At 59.6% G+C, this 13,103-nt stretch carries 14 protein-coding genes; 9 read left to right on the top strand and 5 right to left on the bottom strand.

Annotation, left to right across the window (positions count from 1 at the left end; genetic code table 11):
• Window positions 1-55: 55 nt before the first annotated feature.
• Complete coding sequence (locus tag ACTNFJ_RS05055) at window positions 56-754, bottom strand: 3'-5' exonuclease (RefSeq protein ID WP_435907349.1); 699 nt, start codon at window positions 752-754, stop codon at window positions 56-58.
• Window positions 755-828: 74 nt separating this feature from the next.
• Between ACTNFJ_RS05055 and ACTNFJ_RS05050 the strand changes: the two genes are divergently transcribed.
• The 5 genes from ACTNFJ_RS05050 to ACTNFJ_RS05030 all read left to right on the top strand — a co-directional run bounded on the left by ACTNFJ_RS05050 (window position 829) and on the right by ACTNFJ_RS05030 (window position 6,047).
• On the top strand, window positions 829-1,713 hold the full coding sequence (locus ACTNFJ_RS05050) for an alpha/beta fold hydrolase (protein WP_435907350.1): 885 nt from the start codon (window positions 829-831) through the stop codon (window positions 1,711-1,713).
• Window positions 1,710-2,540, top strand: a complete 831-nt coding sequence (locus tag ACTNFJ_RS05045) for a TrmH family RNA methyltransferase (RefSeq protein WP_435907351.1) — start codon at window positions 1,710-1,712, stop codon at window positions 2,538-2,540. Before ACTNFJ_RS05050 ends, ACTNFJ_RS05045 begins: the two co-directional genes overlap by 4 nt.
• Window positions 2,541-2,615: 75 nt before the next feature.
• On the top strand, window positions 2,616-3,416 hold the full coding sequence (locus ACTNFJ_RS05040) for a phosphatase PAP2 family protein (protein WP_435907352.1): 801 nt from the start codon (window positions 2,616-2,618) through the stop codon (window positions 3,414-3,416).
• 133 nt (window positions 3,417-3,549) lie between these two features.
• Window positions 3,550-4,572, top strand: coding sequence for an NAD(P)H-dependent amine dehydrogenase family protein (locus tag ACTNFJ_RS05035; RefSeq protein ID WP_435907353.1), 1,023 nt, complete (start codon window positions 3,550-3,552; stop codon window positions 4,570-4,572).
• A 614-nt stretch (window positions 4,573-5,186) separates the two neighbouring features.
• Complete coding sequence (locus ACTNFJ_RS05030; RefSeq protein ID WP_435909106.1) at window positions 5,187-6,047, top strand: M23 family metallopeptidase; 861 nt, start codon at window positions 5,187-5,189, stop codon at window positions 6,045-6,047.
• A gap of 21 nt (window positions 6,048-6,068) precedes the next feature.
• On the opposite strand, the gene trpD is transcribed toward ACTNFJ_RS05030, so the two are convergent.
• Window positions 6,069-7,136: an anthranilate phosphoribosyltransferase gene (trpD, locus tag ACTNFJ_RS05025; protein WP_435907355.1), complete on the bottom strand. Its 1,068-nt coding sequence runs from the start codon at window positions 7,134-7,136 to the stop codon at window positions 6,069-6,071.
• 207 nt (window positions 7,137-7,343) lie between these two features.
• On the opposite strand from trpD, the gene ctaE reads away from it, so the two are divergent.
• The 4 genes from ctaE to qcrB are packed head-to-tail and all read left to right on the top strand — an operon-like array spanning window position 7,344 to window position 11,539.
• On the top strand, window positions 7,344-7,958 hold the full coding sequence (gene ctaE, locus ACTNFJ_RS05020) for an aa3-type cytochrome oxidase subunit III (RefSeq protein ID WP_435907420.1): 615 nt from the start codon (window positions 7,344-7,346) through the stop codon (window positions 7,956-7,958).
• An 18-nt stretch (window positions 7,959-7,976) separates the two neighbouring features.
• Window positions 7,977-8,777: a cytochrome bc1 complex diheme cytochrome c subunit gene (qcrC, locus tag ACTNFJ_RS05015; protein ID WP_435907356.1), complete on the top strand. Its 801-nt coding sequence runs from the start codon at window positions 7,977-7,979 to the stop codon at window positions 8,775-8,777.
• 57 nt (window positions 8,778-8,834) lie between these two features.
• Window positions 8,835-9,923: a cytochrome bc1 complex Rieske iron-sulfur subunit gene (qcrA, locus tag ACTNFJ_RS05010; RefSeq protein WP_435907357.1), complete on the top strand. Its 1,089-nt coding sequence runs from the start codon at window positions 8,835-8,837 to the stop codon at window positions 9,921-9,923.
• Complete coding sequence (qcrB, locus tag ACTNFJ_RS05005) at window positions 9,920-11,539, top strand: cytochrome bc1 complex cytochrome b subunit (protein WP_435907358.1); 1,620 nt, start codon at window positions 9,920-9,922, stop codon at window positions 11,537-11,539. Before qcrA ends, qcrB begins: the two co-directional genes overlap by 4 nt.
• 103 nt (window positions 11,540-11,642) lie before the next feature.
• Here the strand turns inward: qcrB and ACTNFJ_RS05000 are convergent, their stop codons facing one another.
• From ACTNFJ_RS05000 to ctaF, 3 genes are all read right to left on the bottom strand, one after another.
• The gene (locus tag ACTNFJ_RS05000; protein WP_435907359.1) at window positions 11,643-12,119 is read right to left on the bottom strand and encodes a TetR/AcrR family transcriptional regulator; all 477 of its coding nucleotides are present in this window, start codon (window positions 12,117-12,119) and stop codon (window positions 11,643-11,645) included.
• Window positions 12,120-12,190: 71 nt separating this feature from the next.
• A complete protein-coding gene (locus tag ACTNFJ_RS04995) occupies window positions 12,191-12,634 on the bottom strand; it encodes a GNAT family N-acetyltransferase (RefSeq protein ID WP_435907360.1) in 444 nt (147 codons plus the stop codon).
• A 33-nt stretch (window positions 12,635-12,667) separates the two neighbouring features.
• Window positions 12,668-13,090 carry an aa3-type cytochrome oxidase subunit IV gene (ctaF, locus tag ACTNFJ_RS04990; protein WP_435907361.1) on the bottom strand — a complete coding sequence of 141 codons (423 nt, stop codon included), beginning with the start codon at window positions 13,088-13,090 and terminating at the stop codon, window positions 12,668-12,670.
• Window positions 13,091-13,103: the final 13 nt, after the last annotated feature.

Genomic DNA, 13,103 nt, shown 5'->3' with positions numbered 1-13,103 from the left:
GGAGCCCATGTGCGACATCAGTCGTTGCGGCCATTCTCTCGACTCATCACTTTCCTCAGCGGATCGGCCATGCGCCGTCAGCTACGAATGCCGGGTCTTTGACCCGCCGCATGTATTCCTGGAAGCTCTCGGCCTGAGCCGCAGCCCAACCGACCTGAGCCTCGTGCAACGCAATAATTTCGTCAGGAAGTACTTGGGCGTACTTACGCGCAATCGCCTGAGCCACCCGCCCCGCAGCAATCGCATCTTCACCGGCGTCATGCGCGGTACCGAGTTCGACCTGATAATGCTCGGCGACCACCTCAAGCGTTCGCTTACCCTTTCGGAACCGGTCGAACTGCTTATCGAGCACGAGAGGATCAATCACGGGGGAGACCACCGCCGGCCAGTTCACCCCGTGTCGTGCGGACTCGGAACGAAGCAAACCGAGGTCAAACGGTGCGTTATAGGCGACGACGGGGAAACCTCTTTCGAGCATCGCCTGGAGTTGCAGCACGATCTGAGCCACACCGACGGGGGCCTGGACACCGCTCGCCCGTGCAACCTCAGTGGTGATTCCGTGAATGCGTGCGGCACCGTCGGGAATTTCTACGCCGGGATCGAGCAGCCAGTCATAGCGCTCTTTTACTTCGCCTGATCCACCGATGACAGCGATGGTCGCACTCACGATGCGCGCGCTCGAGGTGTCGACTCCGGTGGTTTCGGTGTCGAAAACGGCCAGGTTTTCAGCCCACAAGGGTAGTTGATCGGACACAGTGCTCCTATTCCTCGTTCCCGATGCTATCGGCCGGCGCCGACATCGAAGTACGGGACGGCTACACTCGACTGGTGACTGACGCATCGCCTAACCTCCGCATTTCGACGCTCGGAGTAGACACCTGTGCGTGGCACTATGGTGACCCGGCCGGTGCGCCGATGATTTTGGTACATGGGTTTCGCGGTGACCACCACGGCCTCGACGGCCTTGCACACGCGATCGCGAGACGCGTTCCCGGCATCCGCACTATTGTTCCCGATCTTCCCGGTTTTGGGAGCACCCCGGCCATCCCTGGCCGAACGCACGATCTGGATCTCTACGGTGAGTGGCTGCGCGAGTTTGCCGCGCAGGTAGCTGGCGATCGATTCGCCATACTCGGTCACTCATTTGGGTCGCTTGTGGTCGCGAACTCGATCGCGGCCGGACTCACCCCGAGCAATGTCACCCTGATCAACCCGATCTCTGCCCCCGCGCTCGAAGGCCCGCAGGGTGCGCTCACGCAGCTTGCGACCTGGTACTACCGTGCCGCTGATTCTTTGCCCGAACGCCCGGCGCGCGCTCTCCTCGGGCACCCGGTCATAGTGCGAGTCATGAGCGAGGTAATGGCAAAGACCCGAGACCCGGAGCTCAGATCGTGGATTCACGGCCAGCACGAATCATATTTCAGCCGGTTTTCCGACACTGGGACTCTTCTCCAGGCTTTCCGGGCTTCCATCTCCCACACGGTCGCAGAGTATGCCCCGGCTGTCACGCAGCCCACCCTTCTGATCGCGGGTGATCGTGACGACATCACCCCGCTTGCCGAGCAACTATCACTTCGTAACCGACTACGGGATGCGCGTTTGCGCGTGATTCCCGGGGTCGGGCACCTGGTGCACTACGAGGCTGTGGATCACGCGGCCGCCGAGATCAAGGCGTTTCTCCTCGCGGTCAACGCGGCGGGAGACGAGGCATGAGGGTCTGTCGGATCGACAGCATCGAAGTCCCCGAGCTTGCTGACTACACCCAATTGACTGACGTGGCGCTGCGCCGCGTGCGCGAGCCGGCCGAGGGGCTGTACCTCGCGGAATCGCCCAAGGTTATTGAACGCGCGCTCCGCGCCGGGCATCAACCCCGTTCGATCCTGTTACTTCCGGAGTGGCTTCCTCGGGTCGAGCCGCTGCTCGAGAAGTTCCCCGAGGTCCCGGTGTACATCGGCGACAGTGCGCAGCTCGAACAGCTCACCGGTTTTCACATGCATCGCGGGGCTCTCGCATCAATGCACCGCCCCCCGGAATTGGATCCGATGGAGCTCCTGACCCGCTCGAAGCGCGTCGTCGTGCTTGAAGACTTGGCCGATCACACCAACGTCGGCGCTATTTTTCGGTCGGTTGCGGCGCTCGGCGCGGATGCCGTCCTGCTCACGCCTGCCTGCGCGGACCCACTGTATCGTCGCTCGGTGCGGGTGAGCATGGGTGCCGTGCTTCAAGTGCCGTGGGCTCGGCTGCCCGATTGGCGCTCGGCCGGCCCGATGATTCGTGAAGCAGGCTTTGCTCTGGTCGCATTCGCGCTGCGCGAGAATGCTGAGGACCTTGCTGACTTTTCGCGAGCGCTGCCGCCTCGACTCGCCCTCATGTTCGGAACGGAGGGGGAGGGGCTCAGTAGAAAGGCGCTGGCTGCCGCCACCCGGAGTGTCCTGATTCCGATGGAACACGATATCGATTCTTTGAATGTCGCGACGGCAGCCGCCGTGGCGCTGTGGGCGGTGCGCACGGCAGATCGTCAGCACTCAGAAATTCGATAGCAGCCGCACATAGGCTGCAGGCGATGAGCTCGTCGCATCGGTCGACCGCAGCGGGGGAGAGGAGGGGAGCGCGATATGGGAATGTACCGTGGTCGCGCGGCGACATATGCACTCCTCGCGCTCGTTTTTGGGGGGCTCTCCTATGCCGTGGGGGTGGGTAGTCTGCTGGGCCAACGAGCTGAGGCGAGCGTCTTGGAGGCCGCAAGTTTCACATACGACCCGCCAGCACCACTGAGCTTGGTCTCAGTTCCTGCAATCATCGTAGTGCTGCTCCTTCTCGGCGGTCTGGCGTTGTGGGTGCACGGGTCGCGGCGCGCGATTGGCGTGGTAGTGATTCCGACCATCGCGATTGTTGTCTCGCAGCTGCTGAAGCAGCGGGTATTGGAACGTCCAGGGTTGTTCGAACTCGATGCCGAAAACACGTTTCCCAGCGGACACATGACAGTTTTCACGGTCGTATGTGCCGCGTTCATCTGGTCCGTACCGCGAGCACTCCAACCGGCTGCTGCCGTACTGGGTGCGATAGTGACCGGAATTGCCGCTTGGCAGCTGCTGGAGTTCGGATGGCATCGCCCGAGCGACCTTATCGGGGCGTTATCGCTGGGAGTCTTGGTGTTCGCTGTAGCGGCGCTGCTGCGTCCGCGTCCGGCGTCGCGCGCCTCACGAGCGACCCCAAGGTTCATCGCTGGAATGAACAAAATTCTTGGCGTGCTGCTCACGATCGCTGGTGTCACGCTGGTAGCGGGTGGCCTCGCGCTGACAGTCGCTGCGGGATGGTTCACCTCTGCCGAGCTGATGATTACCGGAGCTCAAGTGGCGCTCGTCGGAGCGAGCGCTCTCGCATCGCGAGCCCTTCTTGCACTGAGCCCCGCATAGACCGTTAGCCACACATGCTCCTGGGCAGTCCACTCCTGCCAAATTCACGATGCACAGTCCTTGAATTTCCATTAGCGTAGCTAGCACCCGCACGAGCAACGATGCTCCTGAAGGATGGGACGTAAGGATGGCCATGCAAGGACCAAAGGTCGTAATGTACGGGATCGGCTCGATGGGGAGCATCATCACCCGAATGATCGTAGAAAAAGGTGCGATCGTCGTCGGCGGCATATGCCGTTCGGAGGACAAAGTTGGGAGAGACGTTGGCGAGATTGCCGGAATTGCAACGCTCGGTGTCGCCGCGTCATCGGATGCTCAGCGCGTGCTGGACGCGACTCGACCTGATCTGGTCGTCATGACAATCGCGAGTTACATGGAAGACGTTCTGGGGCCAATGCTCATGTGTCTCGAACGTGGCATTGACGTCATATCGCTCGCGGAGGAACCTCTCTACTCCTGGAATACGAGCCCTGCAGAGTCCGCACGGTTGGACGCCACGGCAAGGGCGCATGGCGCGACGCTCGTGTGCACGGGACATCAGGACGGCTACTGGGTCTCTCTCATCTCGACCATGCTCGGAACCGTACATTCGTTTACAGAGGTTCGCGGAAAGTCGACATGGAACGTCGACAGCTTCGGGCCCGAACTCGCTCGTGATCAGCAGGTCGGAACTACAGCAGAGGAGTTTGAGGCCTGGAACGCAACCGCGACCCGGCCTCCCACTTTTGGGCGGGTCAGCCTTCACTCGCTCGCAGCAGCCGCGGGACTTACGCCGTTGAAATCGACGACCACGACCACGGCTGTCCTCGCCGAAAGCCCCACGCCCTGCGCCGCGTTGGATCTCACGGTCCAGGCAGGCGAGGTGTTGGGCTTCACAGATATTGACATCGTCGAAACCCGTGAAGGCCCAGTGCTGATGCACGAGATGACGGGGAAGGTATATGTGGCAGGAGAGAGCGACTCAAATGAATGGACAGTCGAAGGCGAGCCCACACTCAGCTTGCTGAACTCGGACCTTCCGACACATCTGACAACGTGCGCAACCCTCGTCAATCGCATTCCCGATGTGTTGAACGCAGCTCCAGGATACGTCACCATCGACCAGCTACCGCGTCTTCGGTATCGGCCGTTGCCGCTCGCTGCGTACATTGATTGACGCGGACGTGCTCTAGTCGGCCGCGCACGACTCTGGTCCGAACAGTCCTGGTGCGCGAATCCAGTTCACCCAGCAGAAAATACCGCACAGGGTGCTCGTACATCTCCGCCAGGCAACAGCACGTGCGGTGATAATCTATATTATGTCAGTTAAGGAGATGCAGCAGTCCTCGGACGCTTACGCGCCGGCGCCACCTGACAGCGTCGTCACGATCTGACGCCCCCCTAGCGTGCGGTGAACGCGACAACGATCCGCGCTCGAGAGCAACGACTCGCGATGTTCGCTCGTCTTGAAACTTCAGCACATGCCTATTCATAGGCCATGAACTCTCAGGTAGCCAGAATCGCAACGCCTGTTAATTGAAGTTTGCTCCCCACAAGTGCGCGTCGAGTACACGCTGAGAATCCATCCATACCCTCGGGCAACTTCGATGCCAGGTTTGCTGGCGGTGACCGCGGTCGGAACCCTCGCCCGACTGGCTATCGATCTCGAACCGTTGTAATCTAACCGTTACATTGCTTGGGCCCGACACTCGGGCCCTTCCTGTGTCGGGGAAGAACATGTGCAGGGTTACGCTCCGCCTCCCCCGGATCCACTGAGTAGAGAGGACGCGGATGCCGCGACACGCAGCTCCCGAGGAACCAGCGTTCCCGAGCCGACGTGAGCTGCGCGCTTCGCTGCAGCAGTCATCCGCATCAGCACACCCGACGCAGGGTGCGGTCTTATTGCCCCCACTACTCCCCCACACTGATGGCGACGAGCCTCACCCACGGAGTTCCGAGTCCAGCGTGCCCAACTCTGGCCCGCGACGTCGGCAGAAGCGCTTCATTGCGACCCCGGCGGCCATTGTGGGAGTCGGCGCGCTCATGCTCACGATGGCACTTCCCGGGGTTCACTTTGGTGAATCTGAGGAGTCGGTAGCTGCCATGCAAGCTCAGCTACTCAACACCGGAGGGACTTCCGACCTCTCGAGCTCGTTCGATGCCCTGAATTCCGTCATCGTCGAAGCTGGCGAAAGTGACGGCTCGTTCATCAATTACGTCGACGCTGAGATTCAGTTCCCATTTGCTCAATCGGTGCCTCTTACCGATCCCTTTGGCGAGAGGCACTGGCCCGTCGCTGGGTTCCACGACGCGCAAGACTTCGCAGCCCCGGACGGGACAACGATCCAGTCAATTGCAGAGGGGGTGGTGATCGAAGCAGGATACGCCAACGACGGCTGCGGATTCGGGCTCAAGGTCAAACACGTGATAGACGACAGCGATGTCACCGCCCGATACTGTCACATGCAAATGAACTCACATGACCATGAGGTTGGAGACAAACTCAGAGTCGGCGACCCTGTCGGCCGGGTGGGCAACACCGGTCTCTCATTCGGCTCGCACCTACACTTCGCCCTAACGGTCGATGGGGAGGCTGTGGACCCGATGCCGTTTCTCCTGAAATACAACCGACTCACGCGAACAGCACCCTAGCTCTGCCGAGAAGCGCTGCTACTATCGGGTCGTTCCCAGTTCGCTAGTGACCAAGGCCCACTGATCGAGCTTCTGCAGCGCCGCACCACTGTCAATCGCTAGGGCCGCGGCTTCTACTCCCCGATTCAACCTTTCCAGGAATGGAGCATCAGCACTGGCTGGCTCCTTCGCGAGATCGAAAGCCACGAGACCAGCTGCAGCATTCAGCAGCACGATGTCACGCACGGGGCCAGGCTCACCTGCGAACACTCGACGCACCACCCCAGCGTTGTGTTCCGGTGTACCGCCGACCAGGTCGCTCATTTGGGAGCGCGCGATCCCGAGATCGCGTGGGTCAAGATCATGCTCGGTGAGCGCTCCTCGACTGACTTCCCAGACATGCGAATGCCCGGTCGTCGTGAGCTCGTCGAGCCCGTCGTCGCCGCGGAACACGAGGGCCGAGGCTCCGCGGAAGCGAAAGAGATCGGCGAACAGAGGTGCGCGGGTGAGATCAGCAACCCCCGCAGCAGTTGCCTCCGGACGCACCGGGTTACATAGCGGACCCAGGTAATTGAACACAGTCTGGATCCCGAGTTCTGCCCGAACGGGCGCGACATGGCGAAATCCGGGCAAGAATTTCGCTGCATGCACGAAGGCAATACCAACGCGTTCGAAGGCTTCAGCAAGCTGTTCGGCCTCAAGTGAGAAGTTGATTCCCAGCGCCGTGAGCACATCCGAGGAACCGGAAAGGCTACTCGCGGCTTTGTTTCCATGCTTGACCACGGGGATCCCGCTCGCGGCACAGACGATTGATGCCATCGTAGAAATATTCACGGTTCCAAACCGGTCTCCCCCGGTACCGACTATGTCGAGAGACATACTGGGTAGCGGGACCATCCGAGCCTCGGCGAGGATTGCATCGCGGAAACCGACGATCTCATCAACGGTCACGCCCTTTTTCTGTAAAGCGACTAGAAAGCCACCCATCTGAGCGGGGGTCGCACGACCGGTCATGATCTCGGCCATGGCCCAATCAGCCTGCGAGACGCTGAGATCGCGCTCCTCGAGCATTGCAGTAAGCAAACCTGGCCAGGTGCGTTCGTCGTTCATAAAAGGAGTCTATCGAGGCCCACTGACGACGATGAGGCCTCAGTCCGCCTGCGCAAGAGAGAGAGGCGGACGGCCGATCGGCGGTCACGCCATGAGCGTGGACACGATAGGCTTAGAGAAGAAATAGCGGAAAGTTCGGCGCGCCGTGTGAAGGTGAAATATGCACACCAAACTTTCAGCCATAATGGAGGGGTGACGACAACCACTATGAATACGAAGTTAGCTGCGCCAACGGTGCAACGCCCCAATACTGTCGCCGTCGGCACCATCGTGTGGCTGGGCAGCGAAGTTATGTTCTTCGCGGGTCTGTTCGCGATTTACTTCACCCTCCGCGCTATGAATCCCGAACTATGGGCAGAGCAGACGGCGAAGCAGAACTTCACCTTCGCCCTCATCAATACGTTGATTCTGGTTGCGTCCTCCTTCACCTGCCAGGCAGGCGTGTTTGCCGCAGAGCGCATGCAGCCACGTGCAACCGGCTCAAGCCCGTCCAAATGGGGTGCCGTCGAGTGGTTCTACCTCACGTTCTTCCTCGGTGCGATCTTCGTTGCTGGTCAGGCTTGGGAGTATGCGACATTCGTTTCCGAGGGAATCACGTTGGGCTCAGACCCCTACGGTTCCGCTTTTTACATGACAACTGGCTTCCACGGGATCCACGTGTCATTGGGTCTCATTGCGTTCTTGTTGGTCATCGGCCGCATCTACGCAGTGAAGAACTTCACGCACAAGGAAGAAACCACCGCTGTCGTCGTGTCCTACTACTGGCACTTCGTCGACATCGTGTGGATCGGCCTTTTCATCGTCATCTACATGGTCAAATAGGTCAGGAGAAACGACATCATGGCTCGCGCCAAGAAGAACGTCAGCAAGTCAGGTCGTCGGCACCCCCTCGCCACCGTTGCATTGGTAGCAGTGGGGCTCCTCGTCACCGGGGTTGCCTACACCGGGTTTAGTCAGACCACAGCAACCGCCGAGGTGGATCTCTCCTCCCCCGCGACCATCGAGGCTGGCGAAAAGTTGTTCGCAGCCAACTGTGCAACCTGCCACGGGATGGAAGCAGAAGGAACCGTCGACGGACCGTCGCTTATCGGCAGCGGTGCAGCATCCGTGCATTTCCAGGTTGGCACCGGGCGCATGCCGCTCGCCTTCCAAGGCCCCCAGGGAATGGTCAAGCCGGTGCAGTTCACCGATGAGCAGACCTTGCAGATGGCTGCTTTCGTTGCATCGTTGGCGCCCGGACCCGGGCTTCCCGATTCCCAGTATCTCCAGGGCGACGGTGACGTTGCTAATGGAGCAACTCTGTTCCGCATCAACTGCGCGATGTGTCACAACGTGGCTGCGGCAGGTGGAGCACTCACTGAGGGTAAGTTCGCCCCAGGCTTGATGGGTGTGGGCGCTGACCACATCTACGAGGCAATGGTGACAGGTCCGCAGAACATGCCAGTGTTTAGCGATGCCAACATCAGCCCGCAGGAAAAGGCTGACATCATCAGCTACCTGAAGTACATCGAGGAGAAGCCCGCCGTCGGTGGGCTGACACTCGGATCCATCGGACCGGTCGCAGAAGGCTTGTTCATCTGGATCATCGGACTCGGAATCATCGTCGCGTTCACGGTGTGGGTCACTGCCAAGTCGAATTAATTCGTTCGATACAGCGCAAGAGAACCCCTCGTGAATAGTCAGGAACCAAGGAGCAACATGGCAGAGGAAGCGAAGTACAACGGTAGCGAAAGCGCCGTTGTCCCCGCCCAGGGCCACGGCGCGGTCGTACCAGCTGCGGGTACCGCAGTCATCACGTCCGACGCCGTCCAGAACCCGGGCCTTCCCCCGCACCGGAAGCGTGTCACCGACCTTGACCCCAAGGCCGACAAGCGTGCTGAGCGCACGGTTTACACTCTGTTTTACGTCTCGATTGCAGGAAGTCTCGGCGCGGTTCTCGCGTACATGTTCTTCCCGATCGAGTCGGGAGACCTGTGGGACATCCGCCTGCACACGATGTTCGTAGGTGTCGGTATGACCCTCTCCCTTCTCGCCGTCGGTATCGGAGCGGTGCACTGGGGTAAGGCGATCATGGCCGACCATGAGTCCATCGACGAACGTCACCCAGTTCCGAGCGACACCGAGACCCGTGCGAAAGCTATTGAGGTCTTCTCCCTCGCAAATGAGGAGTCTGGATTCTCACGACGCTCCCTGGTGCGGAATAGCCTCATTGGTGCGCTGATCGCATTCCCCCTTCCGGGCATCACACTTCTGCGCGGACTGGCACCACAGGATCAAGATCCGGTCACTCTTCTGAAGCACACTCTGTGGGAAGAGGGTATTCGTCTTGCCCGTGACACCGGCGGTCACGGAGTGGGCGGGGCGATTCGCGCCGCTGACGTCACCATCGGCTCTGTCTTCCACGTCGTTCCAGAGAATCTTGCTCAAGCAACGAACCTGCTCGACGAGAAGGCTAAAGCTGTCGTGTTGTTGATGCGCCTCGAGCCCGAAAAGCTCAAGGAGCGGGACGAGCGCAAGGGCTGGTCTTACGATGGCATCGTCGCTTACTCCAAGGTGTGTACGCACGTTGGTTGCCCGGTCGCCCTGTACGAGCAGCACACCCATCACCTGCTTTGCCCATGCCACCAGTCGCAGTTCGATGTGACCGACGAGGCCAAGGTCATTTTTGGACCGGCAAAACGTCCCCTTCCGCAGCTACCAATCACGGTAGATGATGAAGGATACCTGGTCGCACAGAGCGACTTCCAAGAACCTGTCGGCCCGAGCTTCTGGGAGCGTCTCAAGTGAGCACCACAGTCACCCCACCACCGACTCAGAATCAGAGCGGATCTAGCCGCTTCACATCTGCCGCAGCAAATTACATTGACGAACGAACCAAGATTGGTGTCGCAGTCAAGGAGTTTGGGCGCAAGGTCTTTCCCGATCATTGGTCTTTCCTCCTCGGCGAAGTTGCGCTTTACAGTTTCGTCGTCATCCTCCTTTCGGGCACGTTCCTGACGCTGTTCTTCCAGGCATCAATGGCAGAGGTTTTCTACACCGGTCCCTACGTGCCCATGAAGGGCGTCGAGATGTCGGTCGCCATGGCCTCTACGCTCGACATCTCTTTCTCGGTTCGCGGTGGCCTCCTGATGCGTCACGTGCATCACTGGGCGGCGCTGTTGTTCGTCGCTTCCATCGGTCTGCACATGTTGCGAATCTTCTTCACCGGCGCATTCCGCAAGCCCCGTGAGCTCAACTGGGTCATCGGCTTCGTGCTTTTCGTGCTGGCAATGGCAGAAGGCTTCACCGGATACTCGCTCCCGGATGACGTGCTCTCAGGAAACGGTCTCCGCATCATCGACGGAATCATCAAGGCTGTTCCCGTCGTGGGTACCTGGATGTCATTCCTCTTCTTCGGTGGAGAGTTCCCTGGAACCGACATCGTCGGCCGCCTCTACATGCTGCACATTATGCTCCTGCCAGCGATGGTTATTCTCTTCGTCGCGCTGCACTTGGCGTTTGTTGTGATCCACAAGCACACGCAGTACCCTGGCCCGGGCAAGACCCAGCAGAACGTCGTTGGGTTCCCCGTTCTGCCCGTGTACGCAGCGAAGGCCGGCGGATTCTTCTTCATCGTCTTCGGTGTCATTATGCTGATCGCTTCCTTTGTCGGGATCAACCCGATCTGGAATTATGGTCCGTACGACCCCTCCCCCGTCTCCGCGGGTACACAGCCTGACTGGTACATCGGCTTCGCCGACGGAATGCTGCGTCTCATTCCGCCGGGCTGGGAGACCGAGTGGTTTGGCTACACCTGGTCCTGGAACATGTTGGTCCCGATCATCATCATGGTTGGCTTCCTCATCGTTGTTGCGATCTACCCGTTCATCGAGGCCTGGGTGACGGGCGACAAGCGCGAACATCACATCCTCGATCGTCCGCGCAACGCACCGACCCGCACCGCGATTGGCGCCGCTGGAGTGACCTTCTACGCTGTCATGTGGGCGGGCGCAAGTTCCGACCTCATGGCCACCCATTTCCAATTGGCGATGGAGGGCGTGATTCACACCCTGCAAGCACTGCTCATCCTCGGTCCGATCGTTGCCTACCAGGTAGCCAAGCGCATCTGTCTTGCGCTGCAGAAGAAGGATCGTTCGATTGCTCTTCACGGCTATGAGTCGGGTCGCATTGTGCGACTCCCTGGTGGCGAGTTCGTTGAAGTTCATAAGCCGGTAACCGATTACGAGCGCTGGGAGCTCGTCAGCTACCATGACTACGAGCCAATGATGCTGCGCCCAAATGACGACGGGCGGATCCCACTTAGTAAGCGTTTGCGGGCAGGTATGAGCCGCTGGTTCTTCGAGAACCGTATCGTTCCGCCCACGCAGAATGAGCTGGACCAAGAACGCCACGACGGTCACTAGGCCAAGCCTGTAAAGCAGAAGACCCCGGCGAGACATTGTCTCGCCGGGGTCTTCTGCATCCCCGAGATTGTATGACACACAATCTTCCATGCTTCAAAGTTCTCTATTGTTCGAGAAGATATTCAACACCGTCGAGAAGACAGGCAGAGAAGCTTTCCTGACCGATCAGCACCTGGGCCTCCCTGATGAGCGCGCGCGAGGCATCACCCACGTCCGGGTCAGCTGATGCGGCAACGGCCTGCAGCAAGAAAGCTGCGTGGACCCTTGGTACTTCAGACTCTGCGGACGCAAGAGAGTCCCACTCGTGGCTCTGAGCGACACTCACTGCCGTGGGGTCCGAAACAGTCGAGCTAGCGTGATGCGCGCCGAGCCCTTGCGCGTTGAGCGACGCACTGACCCGCTCCACCACAGCAAGATAGAGTTCAAGCTTGTTTGTGAAGCTTGCGTAGACGTGCGGCTGCGGCACCTCAGCACGGGCTCCAATGGAAACGGTAGACGCACCTCGGTACCCAAGAAGCGAAAATTCGATCGTCGCAGCGGCGATCAATCGTATGCGGTTCTCCCCCGGACGGCGTCTCACGCGTCGTCTAGATGAGGTGGAGGGGTCCATCGGCAGGTGAGTCTCGAGGTCCGAATCCAAGACTGGACTGCTTAGCTGAGATCGAGAATCTTGCGATAGTGCTGGCCCATAGCTTCGAACCCGCGATGGTTGTAAAAGGAGCCGATGCGCGCTGTCGAAGCCGAAAGCTGACGCACGCCCCGGCCCATGCAATAGTTCTCATTCGCCTCCATAAGGAGGTCTCCCGTTCCATGACCACGGGCGGACTCATCGACAACGATTTCCTGCAGGTGAGCAGTCAGGCCTGGGGCGTGAAGAAGACGAGAGACAGTCATCAATGAGTAGCCGACCACACGTTGATCTTCCTCAGCAACGAATAGTACGTTCGTCTCTTGAGCACGCTGCCGCAAAACGTTATCGAATGCTACGTTGAACTCGTCACGGCCAATAGCCTCGCGACCGGTCTGGTACTGACGCGCAAGGCCGAAGAGCGCTGTTGCGTCTTCGGCCTTGCCGCGTCGAATAGAAATACTCACACACCCAGCTTATCGGGTGGAGAGGTCGTGCTGTTAACGTGCGAAGTATCCGCGGTAGTACTCGTACACCCAGCCGACTACGCCGACCACCACAAGCGGAAGGCTCAGGAAGGCCAACCAGAAGTTGAAACCGACGCTAAGGCCGAGAATCACCATTGCGATGGAGAACGCGAGGAAAATCGGCCACCAGCTCCAGGGGCTGAACTCACCGATCTCTGGATCGCCGTCGTCAATATCGCTTTCGAGCTGATCTTCGACCAGCACACCGCCCTGCTTCTTCTGGACCAGGGAGAGGTACGCAGCAATGAAGCCGGTAAGACCACCGGAAAGCAGGATGGCGAGCGATCCCGCCCATTCGATGCGGTCGTTTGAAATCAAGTTCCAAACAGTGTAGACGGACGCGACAATAACGAAGTACGCCGTCAGAATGCTGAATATAACGACATTCGACTTCATGGTTTCAAATCCC

It is taken from the genome of Leucobacter shiyiweii (genome assembly GCF_052446065.1).
Taxonomy (GTDB): Bacteria; Actinomycetota; Actinomycetes; order Actinomycetales; family Microbacteriaceae; genus Leucobacter.
Note: the sequence above shows the minus strand (reverse complement) of the source record. Positions and strands in the feature narration are given on the sequence as shown.